The sequence below is a fragment of the Oceanispirochaeta sp. M1 genome, from assembly GCF_003346715.1.
Classification (GTDB): domain Bacteria; phylum Spirochaetota; class Spirochaetia; order DSM-2461; family DSM-2461; genus Oceanispirochaeta.
In genome coordinates, this window is sequence record NZ_QQPQ01000041.1 from 15,513 (window position 1) to 41,788 (window position 26,276).

24 protein-coding genes are annotated in these 26,276 nt (G+C 45.3%); 12 read left to right on the plus strand and 12 right to left on the minus strand.

Annotated features, from left to right (window positions below; translation table 11 throughout):
* Positions 1-2 precede the first annotated feature (2 nt).
* The 7 genes from DV872_RS21270 to DV872_RS21300 form a co-directional block, all read right to left on the minus strand.
* Complete coding sequence (locus DV872_RS21270; RefSeq protein WP_114631983.1) at positions 3-827, minus strand: carbohydrate ABC transporter permease; 825 nt, start codon at positions 825-827, stop codon at positions 3-5.
* Entirely contained in the window at positions 824-1,720 is an 897-nt protein-coding gene (locus DV872_RS21275) for a carbohydrate ABC transporter permease (RefSeq protein ID WP_114631984.1), read from the minus strand. The genes DV872_RS21270 and DV872_RS21275 overlap by 4 nt, the downstream gene beginning before the upstream one ends.
* A gap of 120 nt (positions 1,721-1,840) precedes the next feature.
* Positions 1,841-3,139 (minus strand): ABC transporter substrate-binding protein, encoded by a 1,299-nt coding sequence (locus tag DV872_RS21280; protein ID WP_114631985.1) that lies wholly within the window; start codon positions 3,137-3,139, stop codon positions 1,841-1,843.
* Positions 3,140-3,313: 174 nt separating this feature from the next.
* Entirely contained in the window at positions 3,314-4,075 is a 762-nt protein-coding gene (locus DV872_RS21285; RefSeq protein WP_114631986.1) for an epoxyqueuosine reductase, read from the minus strand.
* Positions 4,076-4,182: 107 nt separating this feature from the next.
* Entirely contained in the window at positions 4,183-4,557 is a 375-nt protein-coding gene (locus tag DV872_RS21290) for a rhodanese-like domain-containing protein (protein WP_158547103.1), read from the minus strand.
* A 108-nt stretch (positions 4,558-4,665) separates the two neighbouring features.
* On the minus strand, positions 4,666-5,355 hold the full coding sequence (locus DV872_RS21295; protein WP_114631988.1) for a response regulator transcription factor: 690 nt from the start codon (positions 5,353-5,355) through the stop codon (positions 4,666-4,668).
* Complete coding sequence (locus tag DV872_RS21300; protein ID WP_114631989.1) at positions 5,355-7,124, minus strand: cell wall metabolism sensor histidine kinase WalK; 1,770 nt, start codon at positions 7,122-7,124, stop codon at positions 5,355-5,357. The genes DV872_RS21295 and DV872_RS21300 overlap by 1 nt, the downstream gene beginning before the upstream one ends.
* Before the next feature lie 142 nt (positions 7,125-7,266).
* On the opposite strand from DV872_RS21300, the gene DV872_RS21305 reads away from it, so the two are divergent.
* From DV872_RS21305 to cmk, 8 genes are all read left to right on the plus strand, one after another.
* Entirely contained in the window at positions 7,267-8,577 is a 1,311-nt protein-coding gene (locus DV872_RS21305) for an efflux RND transporter periplasmic adaptor subunit (RefSeq protein ID WP_114631990.1), read from the plus strand.
* Positions 8,578-8,634: 57 nt separating this feature from the next.
* On the plus strand, positions 8,635-9,324 hold the full coding sequence (locus DV872_RS21310; RefSeq protein WP_114631991.1) for an ABC transporter ATP-binding protein: 690 nt from the start codon (positions 8,635-8,637) through the stop codon (positions 9,322-9,324).
* On the plus strand, positions 9,317-10,681 hold the full coding sequence (locus DV872_RS21315; protein WP_114631992.1) for an ABC transporter permease: 1,365 nt from the start codon (positions 9,317-9,319) through the stop codon (positions 10,679-10,681). Before DV872_RS21310 ends, DV872_RS21315 begins: the two co-directional genes overlap by 8 nt.
* Positions 10,682-10,716: 35 nt before the next feature.
* Complete coding sequence (locus tag DV872_RS21320; protein WP_158547104.1) at positions 10,717-12,033, plus strand: ABC transporter permease; 1,317 nt, start codon at positions 10,717-10,719, stop codon at positions 12,031-12,033.
* A 1-nt stretch (position 12,034) separates the two neighbouring features.
* Positions 12,035-13,351 (plus strand): TolC family protein, encoded by a 1,317-nt coding sequence (locus DV872_RS21325; RefSeq protein WP_114631994.1) that lies wholly within the window; start codon positions 12,035-12,037, stop codon positions 13,349-13,351.
* Between the two features lie 99 nt (positions 13,352-13,450).
* Positions 13,451-14,911 (plus strand): UDP-N-acetylmuramate--L-alanine ligase, encoded by a 1,461-nt coding sequence (murC, locus tag DV872_RS21330; protein WP_114631995.1) that lies wholly within the window; start codon positions 13,451-13,453, stop codon positions 14,909-14,911.
* A complete protein-coding gene (locus DV872_RS21335; protein ID WP_114631996.1) occupies positions 14,908-15,774 on the plus strand; it encodes a YicC/YloC family endoribonuclease in 867 nt (288 codons plus the stop codon). Before murC ends, DV872_RS21335 begins: the two co-directional genes overlap by 4 nt.
* Entirely contained in the window at positions 15,764-16,312 is a 549-nt protein-coding gene (gene cmk / locus DV872_RS21340; RefSeq protein WP_114631997.1) for a (d)CMP kinase, read from the plus strand. Before DV872_RS21335 ends, cmk begins: the two co-directional genes overlap by 11 nt.
* 57 nt (positions 16,313-16,369) lie before the next feature.
* On the opposite strand, the gene DV872_RS21345 is transcribed toward cmk, so the two are convergent.
* The 3 genes from DV872_RS21345 to DV872_RS21355 all read right to left on the minus strand — a co-directional run bounded on the left by DV872_RS21345 (position 16,370) and on the right by DV872_RS21355 (position 19,465).
* On the minus strand, positions 16,370-16,627 hold the full coding sequence (locus tag DV872_RS21345) for an SHOCT domain-containing protein (protein ID WP_158547105.1): 258 nt from the start codon (positions 16,625-16,627) through the stop codon (positions 16,370-16,372).
* Positions 16,628-16,710: 83 nt separating this feature from the next.
* Complete coding sequence (locus DV872_RS21350; RefSeq protein WP_230391635.1) at positions 16,711-19,152, minus strand: heavy metal translocating P-type ATPase; 2,442 nt, start codon at positions 19,150-19,152, stop codon at positions 16,711-16,713.
* A 19-nt stretch (positions 19,153-19,171) separates the two neighbouring features.
* Positions 19,172-19,465, minus strand: a complete 294-nt coding sequence (locus DV872_RS21355) for a metal-sensitive transcriptional regulator (protein WP_114632000.1) — start codon at positions 19,463-19,465, stop codon at positions 19,172-19,174.
* A gap of 121 nt (positions 19,466-19,586) precedes the next feature.
* On the opposite strand from DV872_RS21355, the gene DV872_RS21360 reads away from it, so the two are divergent.
* Positions 19,587-20,492, plus strand: a complete 906-nt coding sequence (locus DV872_RS21360; protein ID WP_114632001.1) for a DUF89 domain-containing protein — start codon at positions 19,587-19,589, stop codon at positions 20,490-20,492.
* Positions 20,493-20,550: 58 nt separating this feature from the next.
* Here DV872_RS21360 and DV872_RS21365 read toward each other — a convergent pair whose 3' ends face one another.
* Positions 20,551-21,165, minus strand: a complete 615-nt coding sequence (locus DV872_RS21365) for a TetR/AcrR family transcriptional regulator (RefSeq protein WP_114632002.1) — start codon at positions 21,163-21,165, stop codon at positions 20,551-20,553.
* A gap of 81 nt (positions 21,166-21,246) precedes the next feature.
* On the opposite strand from DV872_RS21365, the gene DV872_RS21370 reads away from it, so the two are divergent.
* The 3 genes from DV872_RS21370 to DV872_RS21380 are packed head-to-tail and all read left to right on the plus strand — an operon-like array spanning position 21,247 to position 25,258.
* Positions 21,247-22,536, plus strand: coding sequence for an aconitase X (locus tag DV872_RS21370; RefSeq protein ID WP_230391634.1), 1,290 nt, complete (start codon positions 21,247-21,249; stop codon positions 22,534-22,536).
* On the plus strand, positions 22,536-22,985 hold the full coding sequence (locus tag DV872_RS21375) for an aconitase X swivel domain-containing protein (protein WP_114632004.1): 450 nt from the start codon (positions 22,536-22,538) through the stop codon (positions 22,983-22,985). The genes DV872_RS21370 and DV872_RS21375 overlap by 1 nt, the downstream gene beginning before the upstream one ends.
* A 5-nt stretch (positions 22,986-22,990) precedes the next feature.
* A complete protein-coding gene (locus DV872_RS21380; protein ID WP_171832148.1) occupies positions 22,991-25,258 on the plus strand; it encodes an FAD-dependent oxidoreductase in 2,268 nt (755 codons plus the stop codon).
* Positions 25,259-25,308: 50 nt separating this feature from the next.
* On the opposite strand, the gene DV872_RS21385 is transcribed toward DV872_RS21380, so the two are convergent.
* On the minus strand, positions 25,309-26,154 hold the full coding sequence (locus DV872_RS21385) for a sugar phosphate isomerase/epimerase (RefSeq protein ID WP_158547106.1): 846 nt from the start codon (positions 26,152-26,154) through the stop codon (positions 25,309-25,311).
* Positions 26,155-26,276: the final 122 nt, after the last annotated feature.

Consider the following 26,276-nt stretch of genomic DNA (forward strand, 5'->3'; position numbering starts at 1 on the left):
AATTAACCCTTTATGGCTCCAGCTGTCATTCCGGATCTCATAAATTTCTGAAAAAATGAGAACAGAACAATAATGGGAACGGCAATAACCACCATGGCTGCATAGTAGCGGCCCAGGTTGTCGGGAGTGCCTCCCAGTGAATCCTTGAATCGACTGACTGCCAGAGTTGCTGTCATCAATTTGGGATCTGATGTAAAGAGTGCGGGTGTAAGATAATCCTTGAAGGACCACATAAATGAGAGCACCGAGAGATTTAGTAATGCCGGAGTAGACAGAGGCATGTAGATTCTAGTGAATATTCTGAAATCTCCTGCTCCATCCATATAGGCAGACTCCATCAGCTCATTGGGAAGACTGTCAAAGAAATTGCGCATCATCAGTACTGAAAAGGGGAGAGTCAGCGCAGCCTCAGGGAGGAATATTGATGCCCTTGTATTAATAATATTCATTCTTGTAAGGGTGAAGAAAAGAGGCGCAATCATTACGGTGATGGGTACACTCATAAATGAAATAACCACCACATAAAGAATCTTTTTCCCAACAAAATGCATTTTTGAAAAAGCATATCCGGACATTGCTGCAATTCCTACTACGATTATACTGTGGATAAGAGCGACATAAAAACTGTTCCCCAGAGTAGAAAATACAGAAACACCTGCTATTTTTGTAGTAAATACAGAAATATAGTTACCCCATCCGTTGAACAGCAGAGATTGTTTTAGAGCTGAATATGCGGGAAACAACCAGATAAAGGAACAGATAAAAAGTATGATCTGCATCATTCTTTTTTCGGAATTATTGACTCTGAAAATATCAGCTGTTTTCATTTATTACTCCTTTTGGCTTTTACAACTTTTGGATTGAAAGCTGAGAGGATAATTCCTGACATAACAAACGCGAGTATAAGTGTCAGGGTAGAAATTGCATTTACATAACCTATATTTCTTCCGCCCCCTTCTGCAAAGAAGGTGTAAATATAGGTACCTGTAATTTCTGTTGATCTGGCAGGTCCTCCTGCTGTCAGCAGATAGACTCTCTCAAAAGCCCTGAATGTAGTTAGCATAAGGGTCATCACAATGGTTTTATGTGAGTGAATTACTGTGGGGAATATAATCTGTGTCGTGATTCTCCAGAAACCGGCACCATCGATCTGTGCTGATTCAAACATCCCTTTATCAAGTGTTGCCAGCTCGGCCTGATAATACATCATGGGTATACCGATCATAAAAAGAGAAATCGTCAAGACAGAGATGTAGGCCATTGCGGGGTCTGAAAGCCAGTGTACCGGGGTTATTCTTAATACTGCAAGAAAATCGTTGAGAGCTCCAAAGCGGTATCGGAGCATTCCTCCAAATATTGCCGCAATTAAGGCATTGGGAAGCAGTGTGGGGACAAAGAACAGTGTTCTGAAAAAATTACCACCCTTGATACTGAATGCCAGAAATACAGAGAAGATGAATCCCAGGCTGATGCCGAAGAATACGGATGATGCTGCGAATACAAGGGTATTGATTATTGCTTTGAAGAAATAAGGGTCCTGCAGGGCTATTTTGTAATACTGAAGACCTACAAACTTGCTTCTGTTAAAAAGCAGGTCAGTCTTAAAGAAACTGCCTTGAACCAGGAGTATAAAACTGTATATAACAAACACCCCGAGAATAAGCATGAGGGGGAGTATGAAAAGATATCCCCTCCAATTATGCTTTTCCGTACTATTCATAAAAGATTCCTTTTTTGTTATTGCAGATTAATTGAGTTACAATTTTAAGGTTTATTTTGATTTTCTGATATAACTGTTTATATAAATTCCCCCTGTGAACAGGGGGATATGAGTTAATAACTATTCGAATTTTCCAGATTCAATTTCCTTCTGGAAATCATCCAGAGATTCTTTAACATCTCCACCCAGAGCAATATTCTGTAATACTTTGCCAAAGGGAGTCGTCAGGAAATCCTGCTGTCTCAGTGCAGATTGAGGATTACTGAGAACATCAATGATGCTCTTGTAGCTGTTACGAGCAAGATCTGTTGTCAGAAGCTCAGGATTGGGTACAAAGTCAGTTTTTCCGGGGACAATCAGGAAATTCTCTGCAAGAAGGTTGATTCCTTCACCCTGAATGAAAAAGTCCATGAGTTTAAATGCCTCTTCCTGATGATCAGAGTAATTTACAACAGAGAAGAACATATCAGGTGTAGCCGCTGTTGTAGGAGTATTTCCTGCCTTGATCGCGGGGTAGGGGAAGGCGCCGATTTCAAAACCGATATTTTTCTTTTCTCTATAGGGCTCACTCAGGAGTCCGGCCATCCAAGCACCGTGTACCATCATGGCTGCATTTCCGCCATAGAACAGTTCGCCGATGGAGTTGTTGTCTATATCAAGAGTATCCATTGCAAAGATGTCTTTCTCGTAAAGACTCTGCCACCACTGTGCCATTTTTACGATTTCAGGGCTGTTATAGGGCTTTCCATCGTCTCTGACAAATGACCAGAGTTCTTCTTCCTGTGCATAGAGACCGAAGGCTGAAATAGTGTGGAGCCATGGTAGTTTCCCTCTGAATGCCAGAGGAACAAGGTCGGGACGTTTTGACTTGATTGTGGCAATAGTTTTCATCAGATCAGTTTCTGTTTCAGGTATGGAGAGTCCTAGTTCATTGAAAATCTCTACGTTGAAGTAGATAACAGGAGATCCGTTCATACCTTCAGGAAGCATTTTCAGGTCACCGGAAGTTCTTCCTCTACTGTATGTAAGGATGCTGGGTTGGAATTTACCTTCCCAGTCAGATCCGTAAGCATTGGAATATAGGGGTTCAAGATCAGCCATGTAGGGTTCAACCTGCATAACAAAGTCCGTATTCATCACTGCCATAGTGTCCAGTTTCTGTTTACTAGCCAGAACTACAGGAACTTTCTGCTGATGTGTGTCGGGTTCTGTCTTTGTAACTTCTACCTTGATGCCGGGATTGAGTTTTTCAAACTCTGCAATCATGGGAGCCAGGATTTCTTCGGGTGGATACCAGCAGTGATAGCTGATTACTACATCTCCGCCTTCTTCAGCGGCTTCCTGGCCTCCTGCTGCAAAAAGAGCAAAAGGGGCAACGACTGTGATAAGCAGTACTATCCATAATTTTTTCAATGACATTTCTTCCTCCGTTTTTCTTTTGAATAATCAAAATTAAACCGGTTTAATTTTGATGTAAAGTTTTACAGATGCATTTCAAGAACTAAATTAAACCGGTTTAATTTAAAGTTAACACCAATATACAAAAAGCGCAACAAAAAATAAAAATTATTATATGGTATTCATTTATGTGGTTCAGGCAGGCACAGTGAAAGTGCAGGGCAGCTTTGTAAGACATTTGCCGCATACATCCATCAGATGTTCGGTTCCAAGATTCTCCGCATTATCAAGGCACTGTTCATAACAGCTGTGGCGGTCATAGTTTTCTTTTGTCAGGGCTCTTTTGGCACAGCGACCAACGCATACTCCGCACTTTTTTCCCCTTTTTTCAATACAGAATTCCTGTTTCGGGAGGGGAGAGGAACTTAAGGGTGCATCTGTAATAAGACTTCCCAGTCTTCCGCTGCATCCAGACCTGGTTATGAGGAGATTGTTTTTACCAAAGGTTCCCAGGCCGCTGAGATATGCAATATGCCTGTGTGACCATCGGCTGGTGAGACTCTCTTTGTCAAAATTATGGGTTGCCGGCAGCTGGACACAGTTGAATCCACCTACTTCCAGAAGATATGTAATTTCATCATTTATTTCCCTGATCAGATCATTGGTCTGGAGGTAAGCCTCGCCCCATGTCCGGGATGCGGGAACTCCCTCATTGTTTGAACAGCTTATCTCTTGGGTAAAGGGTAGAAAGAATGTCACTACTGATTCGGCACCAGGAAGCATATCCTCGGGCATAAGATGGTCCTGCCTGACCCAGGTTCTAAGCTTTTCAAAGGGACGGTCATGGATCATTGCAAAACCAGTTCTAGTTTCTCTCCAGATTTTTTGATCGGGATCTTTGCGGAGTACACAGTTTTGAATCAGATCTGCAATCTGTTTTTCGAGTAAAAAATCCATATATTCCTGATTATGGCAGGTATATATCCTAATGAAAAGCTGTATTCATTATATAAATATTAGGAAGGCTGAGATGTCAGCTCTCCATACATTCCGTGTTTCAGGTTCTAGCTGCTTAGAGTCTCTTTCCACCTTGAAATGCCGCCAAAATTCTGTACGTTGCTGTACCCGGCGGCTTTCAAGGTTCTTGATGCTGCTCCCGAGCGGCTGCCGCTCTGGCAGTACACAACAATCGTGCTGTCTTTAGCTGCCATCTTTTTACCAAGACCCTTGGGAAGTTTGTCATGGGGTACATTTTTTGCACCTTCAATATGTCCGGACTTGAACTCTGAGGGAGTTCTTACGTCGAGTATCACAGGAGGCATGTCGGACTCAAGAAGTTCTTTTAAACCTTTGTATGATAATTGTCCACTGAGTTTCGGGTATAGAAATCTCAGGATAAAAAATGCGGCGATAAGTATTATTACAGTTGTATTATTCATTGTATCTCTCTTTAGATGTTGTAATTTATATATATAATATAATGAATATTGAGTCAACATGAAAAACAGTTATTTATGGTATACAGTGAGGAAACAAGCTCTTAATGATCAGGTGCTAAATCTATATCCCTGTCCCCTGACTGTCATTATATGCCTTGGAAGATCAGACTCATTCAGCTTTTGCCGGAGTTTGGCGATATGAACATCAACTGTACGGGTGGTGGTTTCACTCTCGTATCCCCATACCTCATCCAGAATTTTATCCCGGCTCAGCAATTCACCGCTGTGCTTAACAAGATATTCAAGAAGTCGGAATTCTTTTGCATGGAGGTGGATAAGCAGGTCTCCCATCATAAGGTTTCCTTTTTTCAGATCAAAAGAGAACTCTCCAAATCTAAAAAAGGTCTCAGAATTTCCTGAACTCTGCGCTGTTAGAGCACTTCGTCTGAGGAGGGCTTCGATTCTTGCCAGGAGGAGCCCCATATCAAAGGGTTTCGCCATATAGTCGTCGGCTCCCTGCCTGAGCCCCATGATACTGTCCAGATTGGTGTTGCGGGCAGTCAGCATCAGAACAGGCGTATTAATATCCTTGTTACGAAGATTCTGACAGACCGCAAAACCGTCTCTTCCGGGGAGCATTATATCGAGAATCATAAGATCATAATTTCCTGTTTCGGCTTCCTTCTGTCCGGATATTCCATCTCCTCTGACTTCCGTTGTATAGCCTTCGGCCTGAAGCCTGTCTTCAAGAGTCATCTGAACACCTGGTTCGTCTTCAATTATCAGTATGCGGGGCATCAGATTTCTCCTTCTTTTTCTTCAGATATGACCTTACAGGGGATTTCCAGGGTAAAGCGGCAGCCGCTGATCTTCTCTCCGTTTATTTTTTTATATGGACTCTCAAGTATAAGACTTCCATTAATGAGTTTCGTCTTTTTAAGGGCAATAAACAGCCCCAGTCCACTGCCCCTGGTCTGCTGTTCTCTGCTGATGAGGCTTCGGTAGAAGGGATCAAAGATCTTCTTCTGTTCAGAACCGGCTATGCCGGGGCCTGAATCCTCAACACTTATTCTCAGTTTGCCGGAGACCAGATGTCTAATACAAACTCTGATTCCCGAGGCATGATTAAGGGCATTACTGACAAGATTGGAAAGGATGAGTTTTAGCTCAGATGGGTAACCGTAGAGGCGGGAGGGGAGTCCTTCGTAATCCCAGTGCAGAGTTGTCTGCTTTTCATCTGCCATTGCAGAAAATTTTCCTTTCATCTCTTCCAATAGAATCAAAATATCCATCTCGACGGGAGCACTGTTAGTAACACTCTTTCCTTCAAGACTGGAAAAGAGGAGAATTTCCTCAATCATATTGCTTAAACGTTCTGTCTGATCTTTCATCATCTGGCCATAGCGAACCACTTTTTCTTCTGAGACAATTCCTTTGGACAGATTATCTGCTGCCGACTGAATGACTGTGATAGGAGTTCTCAGTTCGTGGGTCATTGAGGCAACAAATTCTTTCTCTCTGCTGCGAATCTCCTTTGTCCGCCTGAGCTGTATGATCAGGATGAGGAAGACCAGACCAATACCAAGGAGAATCAGCTGGGACATAAGCCAGTTGAGGGCTGTCCTTTTTTCCAGATTACTGTAGTAGGGGGCACCTTCAGAACTGATTATCAGAACATTCCCGCTGTAGCGAAAGGGAGCCGTATCCAAATCCAGAGGGAAAAAACTTCTAACTCCTTTGAATCGGCCGTCGTCATCCTCTTCGGCTTCCGGCATGCTGTCTGGTTTTTCTCCTGGAATAAATGGACGGTGGCTGTTCAGTCCATCAGGCAGGGGGATAATCAATCTCATATCCTCATCATGATCCCAGCCTGTCAGAATCTGAAGCGGTTTAAACGGGTATTTCCCATCCTCTCTGCTTTTTATAGTTTCCCTGAATTCTTCTTTATCCAGACTCACCCATTCAAGGGTGTACTGTTCCAATGCTTCTTTCAGGGCCGGGTTTGCATAGTATTGATCAATTCCATCCTTATTAAGCTCGAAAATTAAGAGGATGTTTTTCTGATCCGGCTGATCCGGCAGATTCGGCAGATTCGGCAGGCCGTAATAGAGGTAGCTGGATTTGTCTTCCTCTCCACTTTTTATCTGAACCTGATCCTCTTTAAGGGGTTGATCCATCTGTGCATATTCGGGCAGTAGTTCAAGATCCTGCCATGAAACTACGGTTTCTGATTCTTCAATTACAATAGATATCTGATTATTCATACTGTAGGCTGCGCTTTTAATTAAATGAGGAATCTGTCCATTCTCTCCGTATCCCTGCAGCAGGAGCTCAAGGGAGTTCTTCAACCCCTCCTCACTCTCATTCTGAATCTGCTGTACGGATTGAATCAGAATACTGATCCTCTGATATTCTCTTATATATGTTCTGAAAACCACAGATTCCAGTCTCTGGCGCTCTCTCCCTACCTCTTTTGACAGTTCCCTGTTGAAGAAACGGGTTGTAAGGATGCTTCCCAGGATCGTAAGAAGGCAGAGAGTCATAATTGATGTTCTATATTTGGACATAGAGACATCCTAGCCTTTTACATCTAATCCATCCATAAAAAAAAACCTCGTAAGTACATGTTTTACATAGTTTACATTCCTTTTACCTCCAGTTCACCAAAAGAGATCCTCACAGGTTTAAGGTAGCCTCGGAGGATAAAAAATGAATGCAGAAAAAAGAATTATCCAGATGGATGAGGTAGCACCGAAAACATCCAAAGAGAAGAAAAAACGCAGGTTACTGCTGATTATAGCATTGCTGGCAGTGGTTGCCGGAATCATGGCTTACATATGGTATTCAGCACAACCCGAGAGTATGACGGTCAGGGATTATGAAAGTTCACTTGTCCGTTCAGGAGAGTTTGTATCAACTACAGAAGCCAGCGGTACTGTTTTATTGCCTACACAGGTGGAGATAGTCAGTCCCCGTGAAGGTTATGCCGAGACACTGCTTATTACAGAGGGTGATCAGGTAGGCACAGAAGATATTCTGGCAGTGCTGTATGTTCCCGACCTGGAGGATGACCTTAATGATCTCAGCCTCAGTCTGGAACAGGCCTATATAGAACTGGAGAGTATTGAAAACACCTATCTGTTCAAGATTCAGAGTCTTGAACGAACAATAACACGCCTGGATGCGGACATTCTGGAGGCTGAATCAGATGTTCAGACCATGAAAGAGCTGGCTGAACTTAAAAGTTCTCGACAAAGCGATTATGAGGATGCCCAGGACAGTCTTGAAGCCCTTGTAGAGGAGAGAGAAGACAGCCAGTCAGACCTTGATGAAGCTGTCATTTCAAAAGATATCGATTTAAGAAAGCAGCAGGCAGCCATAAATCTTCTACAGGTTGATCTGGCCGCTGTGAAAGAAGATATAGAAGAGTGCAGCATTAAAAGTCCTATAGAGGGTGAGGTTCTCAGCCTGAACGAAGATCTTGCCATAAAGAGCAGTCTTATAGAGCAGTCTGATTCTCTCTTTGTGGTTGCAGACAGAACAGATGTTTACATCGATTTTGATGTATATGAACAGTACACATCCCTGTTGGAAGTGGGAGGGCAGATGACTGTCACCATCGGTACCAGCACCATGAATGCCACCATTACCAAAATCGGAAAGATTGCCACCATGGATACAGACGGTCTTTCGGCCATGATCTCTGTCAGAGCCCGCCCTGAAACCGAACTGACATTGACTCCCGGAGCCTCAGCAGTTGCATCCATAACTCTGGAAGTTCAGGATGATGTGCTTCTTTTACCCCGGGGCTCATGGCTTACCACAGGAAATCAGAAATATGTCTATCTCATTGACGGAGACAAGGCTGTCAAAACCAAAATCACCCTTGGTGAAATCCAGGGGAATGATGTGGAAATATTGGATGGTCTGACTGCGGGGGATGAAGTAATCACCGGCAGCTATCAGAACTATATAGACCAGTCAGTCATTTCATTGAAACCCTTAGGCCTGACGAAATAAAACGCCAAAGCCACAAATTGGCTTTGGCTGTACTAAAAAACATAGGAGAAAAAAAAGATGATCAGATTAACAAATATCAATAAACAGTATGACCTGGGAGATACTCAGGTAAGTGCCCTGAAGGATGTATCCCTTACAATCGACAGAGGTGAATATATCGCCATTATGGGTCCTTCGGGTTCCGGTAAATCCACTCTGATGCATATCCTCGGAATCCTGGACAGCATCACTTCAGGACAGTATTTCCTGGAAGATTATGATATCAGTTCACTTCCCGACAGGGAGCAGGCAAGAATCAGAAACCAGCATTTCGGTTTCATCTTTCAGAGTTTCAACCTCTTTCCAGAGCTCAGTGCTCTTGAAAATGTGATGCTTCCCATGGGCTATGCCGGTGTGCCCTGGCTGCAGAGAAAAACCCGAGCCCAGGATCTTCTGGCCGAAGTAGGGCTTGATCATAGGATGAACCATCTTCCCACCATGATGAGCGGTGGTGAGCAGCAGAGAGTTGCCATAGCTCGCTCTCTCTCCAACGATCCTGATCTGATTCTGGCGGATGAGCCCACAGGTAACCTCCCTACTGATAAGGGTGAGGAGATTATGCAGATTCTGGAAGGTTTTAACAAAAAAGGTGTGACCATAGTAATGGTTACCCACAACCCCAGTCAGGGTGAACGAGCCGGCAGGGTCATCAGTCTGAAAGATGGTGTTCTCCAGGGTGAACCCGTAAGGGAGGAAGTTCGTGCATAACGAAGCCGCCAAGATTATCAGCCGCCGCTTTATGGACCGCTTTCTTGAGTCCGGTCTGCTTATTATCGCTGTTGCACTGGGTATTGGTGCCGCCTCATCGGGGATCGCCCTATTGGCTAACACCATAAGTACTTCCAGAGAACTCCTTGATTCTCAGACCTACAAAGAGCTCGTGGTCAGTACCGCTTCTGAGGCAGAAGATATGGAAGAGCCTGTGAGTCTGAAGGCTGTCCAGGAGACAGCTGTGCTCAGCTCAGAAGATCTGAATGCTGCAGACCTGGTACCCTATGTGAGTCACGCCTATGTATATGACAATTACAGGTATCATCTGGTAAATGAGGAGTCAATCTCCAAAGAGACGGAAATGAGAGCTCAGTTTCAGGCAGAGACTCCTGAAGGACCTGCTAATGATGATCCACAAGAAGGTGGTCCGGAAGACGACAGACCTCAACAGGTCTCGGAAGAAGAGTTTGCTCAGATGTCAGAACAGAGCAATATCATCATAGCTGAGCTGGATGAGATAAGCGGCCATAAAGTTACTCCTGAGTTTTTTGAAGCCTGGGATATTGATGTAGCCGCGGGAAGTCTTTTTTCAGAGCAGGATATGACGGGTAACTCGAATATTGCTGTTCTGGGTTCAGATCTGGCTGAGCTTCTGGTAGAAGAGGGTGAGGAAACAGATAGTCTGCTGGGAAAGCAGATTCTTGCTCGTGAAGGTCTTGTGACAGTCATTGGTATTCTTGAAGCCCAGGAGGACAGTGAAGTCTTTTATGAACCCTACCGGAGTAATGCCGTCGGTGATTTTCGCCGCATGGCCATGAATACACAGCTTCGGTTTACAGTCGACGACACAGAAAAACTGGACGAAACAGCAGCCCAGCTGCAGCAATGGTTTGACAGCCAGTTCGGTGAGCAGCAGGTGGTTATTTCGAATCCCCGGGCTGAGGCTGAACAGCTTATCAGCAGAAATACAGGTCTTGCCCTGCTTATCATGTTTCTCTCGCTTTCGGGCCTGTTTATAGCCTCGGTCAATGTTTCAAATATACTGATGAGCCGTGCCATGAGAATGAAAAAACATGTGGGAATCCTGATGGCCCTTGGATCATCCAGAGCCAGAATATCACAGCTCTTTGCCTGGGAATCGGCGGCAATAACATTGATGGGAGCCGTCCTGGGAACATTGATCTCCATACCTCTGGGACGCTATATGCAGTCATCCCTGGATATTACAGAGGGCACCTGGTTCTTTACTCTGATGGGTGTGGTTCTTTCGGCTGCATTGACTCTGCTCTTCGGTCTGCTGCCTGCCAGACAATTTACAAAGATTGATCCTGCCATAGCCATGAGGGCCGCCTGATATTTGAAATCAGGCAGAATTAAAAGGAAATAATGATGAAAAAGTTTATTAACATGCTGATCCGCAACTGGTCCGGATCCGCAGTGAAAATATTGATGACCCTGGGAGCCGTGGCTCTGGGTACGGGGATACTTATCCTCACAAGCAGTGCCGGGACTATCCTGAATGAACAGATATCAGCGGAGATGGACTCGGAAGGAGTCATCCTCTATGTCGCAAATGGAGAGTGGGACTCCTCAGGCAATATTGAAACTATGAGACCCAGCGAATGGGACATTGATGCTCCACAGATTGTTGTCAGCGATATCGAAGAGGTCAGTTCTGCTGCTGTAATTGTTACCCCGCCCTTTAATCAGGTGACTACAGATGGTCAGTCTTATAACCTGAGAACCGCCATCGGTACTGATACCAGTTATTTTGATGTCTTTTCCCTGGACATTATTGCAGGTGTTCCTATGACAGATGCTGACTTTGACTCGGGTCTTAAGAAGGTCTGGATCAGCTCAGAAACAGCAGAGCTCCTTTATGGATCTGTTGAAGATGCTTTGGGAAAATGGATACAGCCTCCCGGTGAAATGATGATGAGAGGAGGACCGGGCAGCCGAGGCAAACAGCAGAATGTCATTCAGCAGTTTTCTGTGGCCGGAGTATATGAGTCTGCCGGAGAAGTGGCACGCCGGTCCTATGGTATTGCAGACCTGATCTATCCCTATACTTCACTCCTTACTGCCGGCGGAAACAGACAGTTGTTAATGAATATGATGTCCTCACAGTTTGCCGTTAAGGCTGAGGGGCAGTCCGTTGAGAAGATATCTGCTTCAATCCGTCAGGTCATAGCCATGAACTATGGTGATGATATCTCTATTGTCAGCTGGGAAGGCTCTACAAAGGGTACGTCCACATATATGGAGGAGCTCAGAAAATCTGTGAATGTATTTTCTGTCTCACTCTCCATTCTTGGAATAGTGCTTCTTCTTATCAGCTCTCTGGGAATCTTCAGCATCATGGTTGTGGAAGCTCTGAACAGACGTAAGGATATTGCCCTGGAGAGGGCCCTTGGAGCATCCCAGAATGATGTTGTCAAGGAATTCTGGCTCTGGTCACTGATGCTGAGTCTTACAGGTGCTGCTATTGGTGTCATATTAGCATTTACTCTCTCCCATCCTGTACTCAATACTCTTTCTCCCCTTGTAGGTGAGGTTTCAACCCAGTTCAGTGAGGCTGCGGGAATCAGATTTACATCTGTACTTCAGGGAGTGTTCCTTGCTGTCCTCTTCGGCGGTGTTCTCGGAATCCTTCCATCCTTCTCTGCGGTGAAGGGGAATATTGCAGAAACCCTGAGGGAGGTGTGAGATGAACTCCCTCAAATACTTTTTTATTATAGCCTTTCTGGCACTGACTCAGCTTGGTGCTAATGCGCAGAATCTGAATACTCTTGAAGATATCCGGAATTATGCACTGGAAAACAGTACGGATTATAAAAGAGCCTTACTTGATGTACTGGTCGCCAGGAATAATCTGGATGGAGTCATACAACTGGATGAAACTTCATTCAGCTTCAGCGGGGGCTATAGTCAGAGTACAGCGGATTCTGACGGTTCCGGGAATGTTGATGACTGGTCTGCCACGGCTGGTATCAATCTTCCCCTGATAGATCAGCTGGGAGTGAGTGCAAGTATCTCAGATGACTACAGCGGTCAATTGGGACTCAGTTTTTCACCTCTTTTTCACTCGGATGACAGGGAACAGCTGAACATAAACTATGACAAGGCTCTACTCTATGCAGAGGAGGTCGCAGTAAAGACCGAAAATGAGGCTCTTTCTGCTGCCCTGAACTGGATGACAGCAAGGCAGAGGGTCGATCTTCAGCAGGAGATTGTCGCAGTCAAGGAAGCTGTTTATGCTGATGAGAAAGTTCGATATCAGGCTGGTGAATCAACTCTGGATGATGTGAGGGATGATTTAATGGACTGGACTGAAGCCAGGACAGAACTCTCTACCCGGCAGACTCTTCTGCAGGCAAGGGAATCCATTCTTCTGCAAAAGCTGAGCGCCGATCTGAACACTGCCACCATTGAGGTTCTTTCCTATGATCTGATCAGTTCAGAGCTGGAGGACTTAAAAAAAAATATAAATCCTGAGGAGGCGGATTCTTCGGGAGTCTATTCTGTGACAGCCGCCTATAAAACGGTTGAAAGCTCAGAAGAGAGACTGTCGGATACCTGGTTTTTCGACCCGTCATTAAATCTGACAGGAAAGGTGAATCTCCCTGATATGACAGATTTTGAGACAGAGGGTCCAAGCTGGGAAGCAGGAATCGAACTCTCCTTCTCTCTGGATGACTTTCAGTTCGAGGACCGTTCCATCAGCAGTCAGGAACTTCAGCAGTCCCGGCTTGAGGCGGTACAGGCTGATATGGAGAGCCGTCTGACCCTGCAGCAGGCAGTCACCTCCCTTGATAATACGGAGCAGAACAGGGTTCTGGCCGAGCTGGAGGAGGAGCAGTCAGCCGATCTTTATGATGAGTCCAAGTTTTTGAACACCATGGGTGAGTATTCGGAGGCTGAGCTTGAGGATGCCAGACTGGATTATGAACAGTCAGTGCTGAACACATTTTCCATGCTGGTTGATGAATATCTGGCCTGGAGAGACTTGCTTCTTTATTTCTAATCTGTAATCAGGGAGATCTCCCGGTCTCCTGTTGATCACCCCACATAACAGTCAGGGGACCAACTTGATTTTCACCTACCGGCATACTATTATGATCCTATGTTTGATGAATCATTTACAGTCCTTCCCGGACAGAAAGTATATATGGTCGGCATAAAGGGTACCGGAATGGCTGCCCTGGCCGAAATTTTTCAATCCAGAGGTCTTCATGTCAGCGGTTCTGATGTGGAGGATGAGTTCTATACGGACAAAGTCCTTCAGGATCTGAAAATTCCCTATTTCAGGGGGTTTTCTGAGAATCAGGTTCCTTCTGATATCGATTTTGCGGTCCGTTCGGCAGCCTATGATCTAAATCATCCTGAAGTAGCCCTGCTGGAATCCCGTAATATCCCTTTAATGCTCTATCCCGAAGCCCTGGGAATTCTCTCCCGGGATCTCCCGGCTGCTGCGGTAGCCGGTGTACATGGAAAAACGACTACTACCGCAATCTGCGGCACACTGGTACAGGCCCTGGGAATGACAGGTTCTGTTCTGGTGGGAAGTGCAGTTCCTGCTTTCGGCAACAGATCCACCCTGACACAGGGGAGTGATTTTTTTCTGGCTGAAACCTGCGAATACCGTCGTCATTTTCTCCACTTTTCTCCCGACAGAATGATACTCACCTCAGTCGAGGCTGATCATCTTGATTATTTTAAGGATGAACAGGATGTGGAAGATGCCTTCTGCGAATTTATCGAAAGTTTGCCCCAAGGGGGGACTCTGATCTATTGTTCCGATGATCCCGGTGCTTCAAGAACAGTGAGGCGTATGTCAGATAAGAGGGCCGATCTGAAAATGATCCCCTATGGATTCGGAGCACAGGGTCCCGGCAGAATACGCAAGAAACCATCGGATATACCCGGAGAAAATCACTTTGTCCTGGGAGAGCTTAATGCCCTTTTCAGAGTCAGAATCCCCGGAGATCATGTGATTCAGGATGCCGCTGCAGCACTGCTTCTGGTTATGGATCAGTACTTTTCACAGCCGGAGCATCAGAAATCAGGATCAGAGCATGACAGCTCCTTTCTGAAGGCCCTTGAAGATGGAATCTTCAACTTTACCGGCAGCCGGCGCCGTTCCGAGATTGTAGGTGAAACCCGTGGAATCCTTGTGATGGACGATTACGGACACCACCCCTCGGCAGTAAGGAAAACCCTGGAAGGCATCAGAGATTTTTATCCCGGACGCCGTCTGGTGGTGGATTTCATGTCTCATACATATTCAAGAACAGCAGCTCTGCTGGATGACTTTGCCGCCTCCTTCGGAGCCGCCGATGAAGTTATTCTGCATAAAATATATGCCTCCGCCCGGGAAGAGTTCAGCGGCAGCATAACAGGCAGGGATCTTTTTAATAAAACCTGCCGGAATCACGACAATGTAAAATATTATGAAGAGCCTTCTGAGGCTCTCGGATATCTGGAAGAGACCCTGAAAGAGGGGGACCTTTTTGTGACCATGGGTGCCGGAGACAACTGGCAGCTTGGACGAAGCTTATATAAAAAACTGGAGAAGACATCATGATCAGTATGACAGGATACGGCTACAAGGAATTCCTTAACGAGAAGGTCCGCTTCTCTCTGGAAATGAAAACATACAATAACAGGTATATGGATCTTATCCTGAACCTTCCCAATCCTCTCTCTCCTCTGGAAGGGCAGATCCGTTCTATTATCAGCAGTTCCATTAAAAGAGGAAGGGTGGAAGTCTATCTCAGAATGAAGGAACTGGAAGAGGATCTTACCCTTATTGTTGATAAGGCTGCCGTAAAAAGCTATGCAGATACCCTGAGAGGTGTTCAGGAGCTTGCAGGTATATCCGGAGATATCTCTTTAGGTCATATACTTTCCATGGAAGGTGTTATCAAGACTGACAAAAACAGAGACCTGGATTCCATGTTTGAAATCCTGGAGCCCCTGTTTCAGGACGTTCTCGGGCAGATCCACTCCTCCAGAGCCGTGGAAGGTGCAGAAACCGAAAAAGACATTATGGGGCAGATCGGTTTTATGGAGAGCTGTGTTGAGCAGGTCAAGGAACATGCCCCCCGAATGCAGGAGCAGATTACCTCCACCCTGAAAGATAAATTTGAAGAAATTGTGGAAGGAAAGGCCGATGAAAGCCGCATTCTGGCAGAAATTGCCGTTCAGGTTGTCCGCTTTGATATCAATGAAGAGCTACAGCGTCTGACCACACATCTTGAGGGGTTCAGAAATATTGCCGCAAGCTCCGATCCCGTAGGTAAGAAACTGGATTTTCTCTGTCAGGAGATAAACCGGGAAGTTAATACCATAGGTTCAAAAAATACTCTTGTCGAAATCGGCAGGATTGTAGTAGAAATGAAAGATTCTTTAGAGAAGGTTAGGGAGCAGCTTAGAAATGTTGAATAAAGAACCATTCAGAATAGCCATATCAGGAAGAAGCGGATGCGGTAACTCAACGGTCAGCACCATCCTGTCAGAAAGACTGGAACTTAAACTGGTAAACTATACATTTCATAATATTGCCGAAGACAGGGCAATCGATTTTAACGAACTCTGTGAGATGGCCGAAGTTGATCCCCAATGGGACTATTTTGTAGATGAAAATCAGGTCAAACTAGCCATGGAGGGCTCTTCCGTTCTCGGTTCCCGTCTGGCCATATGGATGCTCAAGAATGCAGACCTGAAGGTCTTTCTTACCGCCAGTCCTGAAACCAGAGCCGGACGTATCTACAAAAGAGAAGGGGGAGTCTTCGAGCAGAGAATGGTCGAGACCGCCGCCCGGGATGACAGGGATCATGCCCGCTATAAAAAACTATACGACATTAATAACGACGACTACGCATTTGCAGACCTGGTGATCAATACAGACCGCCTGAATCAGCATCAGGTAGCCGGTATCATCGAAGCTGCCGCCCGTGCTATGGCCGGAGTCTCTGAAGCCTAGAGCTCTTTTCTCTCTCCTTTCAGGAGAAGAACCCCTCCCCCGAGGGAGGGGCAAGACTTATTTCTGTTTGAGAATTTCTTTTTTCTCCATAAACTCATCCTGTGAGATATCTCCATTAACATAACGCTTCTGAAGAAGCTCAAGGGGGGATTCCTTTTCCCCTGATATCTTTTGACTGATTCCTGCATTTTTAAAAATAAAATAGGCAATGACCAGTATCAGTATTAAACCGGCAAACATCATTATGATACCTCCATATCCAAAGCGACTCAGTCCGAAAAATCCATCATGCAGATTGTAGTAATTTCCGTGCATACGAAACTCCTGTTTCATTAGTTATTGAAATAATAGTTGCAAAATATGAATAAAGTATAAACAGAGTGTAGTAAGACTTTAGTTTAGAGTGCTGTGAAGCCGGCTTCTCTGATGGCGGATTTTACCTCATCAATCCTGCTTTCATCCACAGAAAGTGAGAGCTCTTTTTTCTCCAGATTCACAATAGCAGAGCTCACAGATTTCACTGATCCTGCAGCTTTTTCAACCGACATTTTACAGTGATTGCAGCTCATGCCTTCTACTTTAATAATTGTTTCCATGTTTTTTTCCTTTGCCGCCTCTGGGGTCGGCAGTTTTAATTTGAATTTTTTAAGACTCAGCGAATTGCTGACTACAGAGACGGAGCTGAATGCCATGGCGGCTCCTGCAATAATCGGGTTTAACAGACCCATTGCAGCAAAGGGTATTCCGATTGAGTTGTAGAAGAATGCCCAGAACAGATTCTGCCTGATCTTTCCCATTGTCCTGCGGGAGAGTTGGATTGCTGCTGCGATTTCCCTCAAGTCCCCCCGCATCAGTGTGATGTCGGAGGACTCCATTGCTATATCGGAGCCCTGGCCCATGGCAATTCCCGTATTCGCCGTTGCCAGGGCGGGAGCATCGTTTATACCGTCTCCCGCCATAGCGACAATATGACCGGCCTCTTGAAGTCTCTTTATTTCACTGGCCTTCCCTTCGGGGAGGACTTCCGACAGCACATGGTCCACACCGGCTTCTTCGGCAATAGCCCTGGCGGTCCGTGCATTGTCTCCGGTGATCATGTAAACTTCCAGCCCCAGATCTTTCAGCATCTTGACTGCCTCGGCAGAATGCTCCTTGATTCTATCGGCTACAGGGAGGAGTGCCAGAACCTTTCCGGACTCATTGTCCGCCATGATAATCACGGTATTGCCCCTGTCTTCAAGCTCCTCTTTCTGCTTCAGAAAAGAATTCTCATCTCTCTCCAGAGTTATTCCCGCTGAGCGGATAAATCCCTCCTTGCCGATAAGGTATTCCCTGCCCTCTAGTTCCGCCTTGATTCCCTGTCCGGGAACAGCTGTAAAATTTTCAGTTTTTCTTATAGTTGAACCAGCCATACGGGCTGCATTAACTACGGCCTGTGCAAGGGGATGTTCAGAGTTGTTCTCGAGACTTCCGGCCAATTCCAGAAGGGTCTCCGGACTCATTTCCCGGTTTATGGGGATAAGTTCCTTCATTTCGGGTTTCCCCCGGGTTATTGTTCCTGTCTTGTCGAGTACCACAGCTGTCAGTTTGCCTGCAGCCTGCAGAATCTCACCATTTTTAATAAGAATACCCCGACCTGCACCTACTCCTGTTCCAACCATAATGGCTGTGGGAGTCGCCAGACCCAGGGCGCAGGGGCAGGCAATCACAAGAACTGCCACGGCTGCCACAAGGCCTCCGCTGAAATCATTAAGAACAAGGGTCCAGGTAAGCAGGGTGACCAGTGCTATTCCCAGTACTACGGGAACAAATACCGCCGCTACACGATCCGCCAGTTTCTGAATTGGAGCCTTGGAGCCCTGTGCCTCTTCCACCACCGCAATAATCCGGGAAAGAACTGAATCTCTACCAACATGCTCTGCGGTAAAACGGATAGAACCGTAACTATTTATGGTTCCACTTACGACGCTGTCTCCGGGGCTCTTTTCAACCGGCATACTCTCTCCGGTTATCATGCTCTCATCAACAGCCGTATTCCCTTCCAGAACCGGACCATCCACGGGAATACGTTCACCCGGCCGGATTAGTACTATGTCTCCCGGTACTACATCTGCGATGGGAACTTCTATTTCGATTCCTTCCCGTTCGACTCTGGCTGTCTTAGTCTGCAGTCCCATTAGTTTCTTTATGGCTTCCGAGGTCTTTCCTTTGGCTCCGGCTTCAAGATATTTTCCCAGAAGAACAAGAGTAATAATGATGGCAGATGCTTCAAAATAGAGATCTCCCATACCTGAGGCAGCTTCGGAAGATAAAAATCCTGTATAAATACTGAAAAAGTAGGCCGAGGAGGTTCCCAGGGCCACGAGGAGGTCCATTCCGGGACTACCTGCCTTGAGTGACTTCCATGCTCCTTTGTAGAATCGGAAGCCGATCCAGAACTGAACCGGAGTGGCAAGCAGCAGTTGCAGCAGCGGCTCATGGAGTATATGCAGAGCCTTTATATCAAAGAGCATTGCAACCATTGCTAAAAGAAGGGGAGTGCTGAGGAGTGCGGAAATCAGGGTGTGAATTTTCAGTTTTTTCAATTCCCCGGCTTTTTCTTTTTCCTGATCGCTATCATCTTCATCCTGAGGGAGGCTGGCAGCGTAACCGGCGTCAACCACACTCTTGATGATCTCTTCTATATCTGTTTTTGAAGGATCATAGCTCACGGTTGCTTTTTCTGTAGCCAGATTCACGGCCGCCATATCGATGCCTTCGGTTTTTTTAATTCCTTTTTCAACATGGGCCACGCAGGAAGCACAGGTCATACCCTTTATATTTAGCTGTATTATTTCCATTTTCATGTCCTTTCAGGGATCATTTTGTCATTTTTCCTATGGTCGCAAGTAGCTCATCCACAGCTTCCAATTCTCCAGCCTGAATCTGATGTACAATACAGCCCTTCATGTGGGCTTCCAGAAGAGCCTTCTTTACTCCGCCAATTGCAGATTCCACACTCATGAACTGATGAAGAATATCGTCACAGTACACGTCTTCTTCTATCATCCGGCTGATTCCTCTGATCTGTCCCTCGATTCTTTTCATCCGGTTGACCATGTTCTGTTTGGTCTCATAGGGATGATGGGCCTTTCTTATCTCTTTTGATGGCATATATAGGATACCCCCCTATGGTATATATAAAGTAATAGTAGTAATGTTGTCAAGTATTGATTCCAGGATATATATGTATCTTTTGCTTTAATAAGATATTTTTTTCAACTATTCTCTACCCATGAGTATAGAAAAACACCATGACTGGAAAGGAATAGCCTCCGACTGCTATCCCTGTTCTATCAACCAGGCAAAAGCCGCATCCCGTCTTGCGGGTCTCGATGAAGAGCAGACGAGGCGAATCATATCCGTCGCAGAAACAGAACTGAAAAACTCCAGAACAACGCCCATTCTTGTTCAGCATATTGTCCGACGGGTGACAGATGCCATTATATGTGAAAAAGAGGAGTCTCCGGATTTTGATATCTATAGGGAGATCAAGAGACAGTCAAATGACCTTGCATTATCTTCGGTAGGGAAATTTCAGAAAATCATCGATGGGAGCAGCTCTCCTCTGGAGAAGGCAATACAAATTGCCTCGGCAGCTAATATTATTGATTTTGGTGCAAATCACTCGGTGGATGTGGAAGAAGAACTACGGAGTCTGAGTGATATAGCCTTTGACTGCTATAATATTACAGAGTTTAGAAACAGATTGGCAGGTTCATCCACTCTGCTTTATCTCTGTGATAACTGCGGTGAAATTGTATTTGACATGCCCCTCATAAGAGAGATTCAGTCCGAGTATCCAGACATCAGGATCACAGCTGTATTCCGGGATAAAGCCATCATCAATGATGCTACTCTGGAGGATGCGGAAGCTGTGGGATTCACATCACTTGTACCTTGTATTTCCAGCGGTTCGGTCTATCCCGGTACGGTTCTACCCGAGACCAGCAATGAATTCAGGAAGCTATATGATTCAGCGGATATTATTATCTCCAAGGGGCAGGGGAATTTTGAAACTCTTCTTCCAACCGGGGATAAGCGTATTTTCTTTCTGCTGCGTATAAAATGCGAATATATGGCACAGCTGTCGGGAGTTAAGAAGGACTATCTGGTACTGATGCAGGGGCAGGAGAAATGACAGGACGACTCCCAAACACTCTTTTATGGATATAAGCTCCCGGAGCTGAATGCTATCATCACTTATTTACCCGGAATAGTTCAATAAGCCTTACAAGCGCCTCATGTGCGGTTTTCTCTATGTCATATTTGCCATCATGCAGACACCAGTCATAGAGAAGACCTCTGGAAAACCTGAGAATATAATTTGTAATATATTCCGGGGAGAGGTCTGAGCGGATTTCATTCTTACCCTGGCCTTCTCCGATAATCTCCTTGAGAATAACAGTGATGACCCGGTCCTCGGATATGAAAAAATCATTTCCATGCTGAATCTGACTCTTGTAGGTCTGGATGATAAGATCTATGCCGAGTTTTACGGCATAGAGAATCTGATAATCAATAAACTCGACAATCCTGTCAAGATAATTCTCTGCACTGAGGGAATTCCGGACATGTTTATCGAAGTACTCATCACATTCCGAATACCCTTCAATGATTATATCATCCTTCGACTTGTAATAATGATAGAAAAGCCCCTTGGAAATCCCTGCAGTCCTGCATATTTCATTAATGGTGACCTTATCAAAACCCTGTTTTTCTATAAGCTCTCTTGCGGTTGCAAAGATATTTTGTTTTGTCCGTTCGGCCTGGAGCTGCCTGTTGGTTTTATTGTTTTCGGATTTACTAATCATTTACATATTATAACATGCCGTGTTAATATCGCATAGACTGACCATGGTCAATGAATGAGGTCAGCGAAAGGAGCACTGGTTTTGAGTAATATTAATATGTTAATAACCCCTGACGAACAGGATGTTCTCGATGGAAACAGAGGAGAGACTCTTCGGAAGGCACTTGAATCTGTTGTCAGGTATGGGGAAGTTTTCGGTGCAGAAAAACTGGCAGATGTCAAACACCCTATTCATATGGTTACGTCTTTTGGAGTTCCTATTCTGACTCCCGTTTATTCACTGATGGATGAGCTTATCGAGGCCGGTCTCAAGACCGAATATCCCTTCACTGTTGATCCCCGTCCCATCGATTATAAGAATGTCTCCTGTTCCCTGCTGGAAAAAATTGTTTTCAGTAAGGTTATGTACGGGAAACAGGCTTCTTATGAAAAACAGCTGAAGGCAGTGGGACTAAAGTCGGATAAAGCTTTTTCCTGCACCTGTTATATGGATGAAGTCGGAAACATTCCGGCCAAGGGAGATATTATTGCATGGGCCGAATCATCTGCCGTAGTCTATGCAAACTCAGTTCTTGGTGCCAGAACCAACCGGAATTCAGGTATCCTGGAACTTCTATGCGGTATAACCGGTAAGACTCCTGTGTTCGGATTTCTCACCGATGAGGGCCGTAAGGCTGACTGGCTTATTGAAATTAAGACATCAAAAGTTCCTGAGGCTCAGGTTCTGGGCAGTGCCATAGGCATCAAGGTTATGGAAGATGTTCCCTTTATCAGAGGGCTGGATACTTTTATGGGAGCCGGGCTTGATACCAGTGCTAAAGATTATTTAAAGGATATGGGGGCCGCGACTGCTTCAAACGGAGCCGTTGGTCTTTATCATGTTGAGAACATGACTCCCGAAGCTGTCGAGGAGGGAGATCAACTGCTGCGCAAAGATTATAAAACTTATGTGATCGATGATGCAGAGCTGAAGAGAGTTAAAGACTCCTATCCTGTGATGTGGAAGGATAAGGACGCCCAGCCTAAATACTGCTTTATCGGATGTCCTCATCTCTCTTTCAACCAGATTCAGCAATGGACGGAGCGTATAGAAGAGGGTCTTAAGAATTCAGGACGGAAGAAGGTCGGTATTAAAACGACTCTAACTGCTGCTCCGGAAGTCGTTGAGAGGCTGAAGGAAGATACATCCCTCCATAAACGGCTCCTGGCAACAGGAGTGAGCATCAGTTCAATCTGTCCTCTGATGTATATGAATAATCCCCTATGCAGCAAGAAGCCTGTAATAACCAATTCAAACAAGCTCAGAACTTATACAAGCTGCAGATATTTAACTGATGATGAAATAATTGAGTCAATTACAAGGAGTCGATAATGGAATTTAAAGGAAGGGTCATTCTTGATGGTTCATTGACTGCCGAAGCCGTAGTCAGCAGGCAGGGTTTTAATACACTCGCATCTTGTCAGAAATCGGTCATGGCCAAAAAGAAACAGATAATCTGTTCAGATCAGAATAATCCCTCAATCTATAATAAAAATCTCACAGGGAAAGTTCTCTGTTTGCCCAAGACCATTGGTTCAACCACCGGAGGGATGGTTCTTCAGACGATTGCGGATCTGGGTATTGCTCCTGCAGCAATGCTTTTCTCCGAGAATATCGATTCTCTTGCGGCAAGTGGAGTGATACTGGCAGATATCTGGAATGGTCATAGAATCATCACAGTCGATGGACTGGGAGATGATTTTCTAAATAGTGTACAGGATGGCATGACAGTCGAAATAAGAAAAGACGGAACCGTTATTCTGAAAGAAGGGGAACAATAGAACATATGAATAATCAGGAAAGAATTAAGAAACTGGTGGACGGCTTCGGCACATGGTATGAAGATGAAAAGCTCCTTGAAAGTGGAAAGATGAGCTCTGCACTCCATCCTTATACCTCAATGTTTTCACCCATTCAGATTAATAGACTTAAGATAAAAAACAGGCTGGTGATGGCACCCATGGGAAACATCAGCATGGCCGAAGAAACAGGGCGGCCCTCCACAAAAATGGTCCAGTATTTTGCCAGACGTGCCGAGGGTGGTGTAGGTTTGATTACATCGGGACTGGTTCCCATAAGTCATGGAATTGATAATACGGTGACCGAAATGGGAGACCGCTCGTATTTTCCGCGTATAGACAAGAGCCGCTCTGTTTTCTCAGGCTGGCGCGATATTGCAGAGAAGTGTCATGCCCATGACACATCCTTCTTTATTCAATTGACCCCCGGCCTCGGCAGGGTGGGATCTCCGGAATGTCTGGTTAATAAGATGAAATTCCCCATCTCCGCATCCTGGAATCCAAACTTTTATATACCGGCCATTCCCTGTAAACCTATTTCGGGCAGAGCCGCCTGGAAAATCATAAAAAATGCAGGACAGGCTTCTGCAGATGCTAAATCATTAACAATCGATGGAGTCTATCTTCATGGTCATGAAGGTTATTTTCTGGAACAGATGACCAATCCAGCCTTTAACAGAAGGAAGATCGGCAAGTTTGCAGACTGGAAGGCTTTCGGGGTAGAGATGGTTAAGGAGATCAGAAAGAGGACCGGTAAATCTTATCCTATAATGTATCGAATTGATCTTTCTCTTGTACTCAACGAAACCTATACCACAAAGATGAATGATGTAAAATCTCTCAAGAAGTTCAGAAACGAGCGCAGCGTAGATATGACACTGGATTACATGAAAGACCTTGTGGCAGCGGGTGTCGATGTCTTTGATGTTGACCTTGGCTGTTATGATAACTGGTGGCTTCCCCATCCTCCGGGACCCATGCCTCCCGGATGTTTTCTTGAGGTTTCACAAATCGTCAAGGAGTATTTCGCAGAGAATAAAATTATCTCTAATGCGGGAGTGGAAGTGCCTGTGGTAGGTGTAGGAAAGCTGGGATATCCCGATGTCGCCGAGGCTGCTCTCCGGGATGGCCAGTGTGATATGGTAATGCTTGGCAGGCCTCTTCTTGCGGATCCTGACTGGCCTAAAAAAGTCTATGCGGGCCGTGTCGATGAGATTGCACCCTGTATCGGTGATCAGGAAGGCTGCATTAATGAATTTGTAGAGGGTGGCCATCCTCAGTGTGCCATTAATCCTATAACAGGATTTGAAGATATATTTAACGGCACGGAGATGACAAGGGTTGATAAACCTAGAAAAGTCGCCGTTATGGGAGCGGGTCCTTCAGGTGTTATGACAGCTCTTACGGCAGCACGCCGGGGCCATGATGTAACCCTTTTTGAGAAGAGAGACGAGATCGGAGGAATGTTGAATCCCGGCTCCCGTCCCAGTATCAAGTTTGATATTATCAACTATTTAAATTATCTGAAAAAACAAATTGAGCTTTGTTCCAAAGAGCATAACTTGAGTCTGAAGCTTAATACAGCACCCACTCCGGATCAATTGAAAGCTGAGGGCTGGGATGTCATCGTAGCCTCCACCGGAACCGCACAGAAAAGGCCTCCTGTAAAAGGGATTGAAGCCTCCAATGTTATTTTTGCAGTTGATCTTCTCAGAGACCCGTCCCTTGCCGAAAAAGCTGAAAATATTGTTGTTGTGGGCGGCGGTGTCGTAGGTTGTGAAACTGCCTATTTTCTCAGACATGAGAAGGGTAAAAATGTACAGCTTGTGGAGATGCTGCCCCAAATAATGGAAGGTGTCTGTACGGCAAACAGGGGATACCTCATACATTATCTGGAAGAGCTGGGAGTACCTCTTCATAACTGCACAATGCTTAAGGAAGTAAAGGGCAGATCCGCAGTGATAATGAAGAACCAGTCGAAGACTGTTCCCGACCCCTATGTAACCTGGTCTCCCATTCTTCCGGAGAATATTGAAAATCCCTTTGCCAAGGCAATAAAGGATAAACCGGAAGAGATTGAGATCGATGCGGATCTTATCGTTCTTGCTGCCGGAGCTGTTCCTGATGACTCCTTCTTTTATGAGTGTCAGGAAAAGAACAGTGCGCCGGAAATTCATAATATAGGTGACTCTTCCAGATGCGGAAGAGTGTTTGAAGCGGTAAAGGCTGCCTATCAGATAGGTACCAGTATTTAAAACAATTTCATGCACATGGATAGGGCAGGGTCTGAATGATCCTGTCCTGTCTACTCTGTTTTAATATCTCTGCATTCTTTCAGGAATCTCAGGCTGTTTTCCTGTTTTTCCAGTTCAAATTCATGGGAAACAAATTTACCGTGATATCCTTCCAGATCCACAGCCCCCCTGTAACCTTCCGACTGAATCAGACTGAATAGTTTATGCCAGTCAGTCATTCCTTCACCGGGGAATCTAAACTCTGAAAAATCCTTTGAGAGGGCATCCTTTCCATGAATATGGTATATCCGGTGGATCCATTGCTTCATCAATTCCAGGACTGGTAATCCAAGCTGGACACAGTGTCCCGGATCGAATTCCAGGCCCACAGAATTATCCGGGAAGAAATCATTAAAGAGGATCTCCCATACTTCCGGAAGAAAAGCTATATTCCAGTCTCCACTGGATCTGTCTCCTTCCATGGGACAGTTTTCAAAGGCCAGTTTTAACCCTTTTGCCTGGCAGCGGTCTACGATTGGTGAATAAAAATCCTTAACCCGCTGGTAGGATGCTTCCAGGGGGGTATTGGGAATCCTACCTGTAAAACCAGATATTACAGGCACTCCAAAACGGTCAGCAAATTCAATAAGTGAATTCCAGTCTGAACGGGCCTTTTTTTCCGATTCACCGTCTCTCAGGGGATTGGAATACAGTGCCAGGGAGGATATTTCAATTCCATTCTGCTCACACTTTACTGCAATATTCTCCATCAAAGAGATATTCACAGAGTCTGGAATGCTCTCCCAGAAAAAAAACTCAACGGATTCAATCCCAATGGGGATAAATCGCTCTATTGATCCGAGTGTCTTCTCACTGCCTCTGATCATGGTTCCCAGGGAACTTATATGAGTGCTCACAGCTGTCCAAGATAAAATTGCTTCATAAAAACAGCCCCATTTGACCATCTGAAAAAAACATTGATTCTGCCATTGGTTTTGGCTTATTCAACCATAGCCAGATATCTTTTTTCATGAACAAT

Bases quoted from the DNA above. Each gene is read 5' to 3' on its own strand.
- DV872_RS21270 (WP_114631983.1), bottom strand. From the start codon at position 827: ATGAAAACAGCTGATATTTTCAGAGTCAATAATTCCGAAAAAAGAATG.
- DV872_RS21295 (WP_114631988.1), bottom strand. From the start codon at position 5,355: ATGCCCCGCATACTGATAATTGAAGACGAACCAGGTGTTCAGATGACT.
- DV872_RS21280 (WP_114631985.1), bottom strand. From the start codon at position 3,139: ATGTCATTGAAAAAATTATGGATAGTACTGCTTATCACAGTCGTTGCC.
- DV872_RS21350 (WP_230391635.1), bottom strand. From the start codon at position 19,152: ATGGAAATAATACAGCTAAATATAAAGGGTATGACCTGTGCTTCCTGC.
- DV872_RS21285 (WP_114631986.1), bottom strand. From the start codon at position 4,075: ATGGATTTTTTACTCGAAAAACAGATTGCAGATCTGATTCAAAACTGT.
- DV872_RS21335 (WP_114631996.1), top strand. From the start codon at position 14,908: ATGATCAGTATGACAGGATACGGCTACAAGGAATTCCTTAACGAGAAG.
- DV872_RS21305 (WP_114631990.1), top strand. From the start codon at position 7,267: ATGAATGCAGAAAAAAGAATTATCCAGATGGATGAGGTAGCACCGAAA.
- DV872_RS21375 (WP_114632004.1), top strand. From the start codon at position 22,536: ATGGAATTTAAAGGAAGGGTCATTCTTGATGGTTCATTGACTGCCGAA.
- DV872_RS21300 (WP_114631989.1), bottom strand. From the start codon at position 7,124: ATGTCCAAATATAGAACATCAATTATGACTCTCTGCCTTCTTACGATC.
- DV872_RS21355 (WP_114632000.1), bottom strand. From the start codon at position 19,465: ATGCCATCAAAAGAGATAAGAAAGGCCCATCATCCCTATGAGACCAAA.
- DV872_RS21345 (WP_158547105.1), bottom strand. From the start codon at position 16,627: ATGCACGGAAATTACTACAATCTGCATGATGGATTTTTCGGACTGAGT.
- DV872_RS21325 (WP_114631994.1), top strand. From the start codon at position 12,035: ATGAACTCCCTCAAATACTTTTTTATTATAGCCTTTCTGGCACTGACT.
- DV872_RS21380 (WP_171832148.1), top strand. From the start codon at position 22,991: ATGAATAATCAGGAAAGAATTAAGAAACTGGTGGACGGCTTCGGCACA.
- DV872_RS21310 (WP_114631991.1), top strand. From the start codon at position 8,635: ATGATCAGATTAACAAATATCAATAAACAGTATGACCTGGGAGATACT.
- DV872_RS21275 (WP_114631984.1), bottom strand. From the start codon at position 1,720: ATGAATAGTACGGAAAAGCATAATTGGAGGGGATATCTTTTCATACTC.
- DV872_RS21290 (WP_158547103.1), bottom strand. From the start codon at position 4,557: ATGAATAATACAACTGTAATAATACTTATCGCCGCATTTTTTATCCTG.
- DV872_RS21320 (WP_158547104.1), top strand. From the start codon at position 10,717: ATGAAAAAGTTTATTAACATGCTGATCCGCAACTGGTCCGGATCCGCA.
- DV872_RS21360 (WP_114632001.1), top strand. From the start codon at position 19,587: ATGAGTATAGAAAAACACCATGACTGGAAAGGAATAGCCTCCGACTGC.
- DV872_RS21365 (WP_114632002.1), bottom strand. From the start codon at position 21,165: ATGATTAGTAAATCCGAAAACAATAAAACCAACAGGCAGCTCCAGGCC.
- cmk (WP_114631997.1), top strand. From the start codon at position 15,764: ATGTTGAATAAAGAACCATTCAGAATAGCCATATCAGGAAGAAGCGGA.
- murC (WP_114631995.1), top strand. From the start codon at position 13,451: ATGTTTGATGAATCATTTACAGTCCTTCCCGGACAGAAAGTATATATG.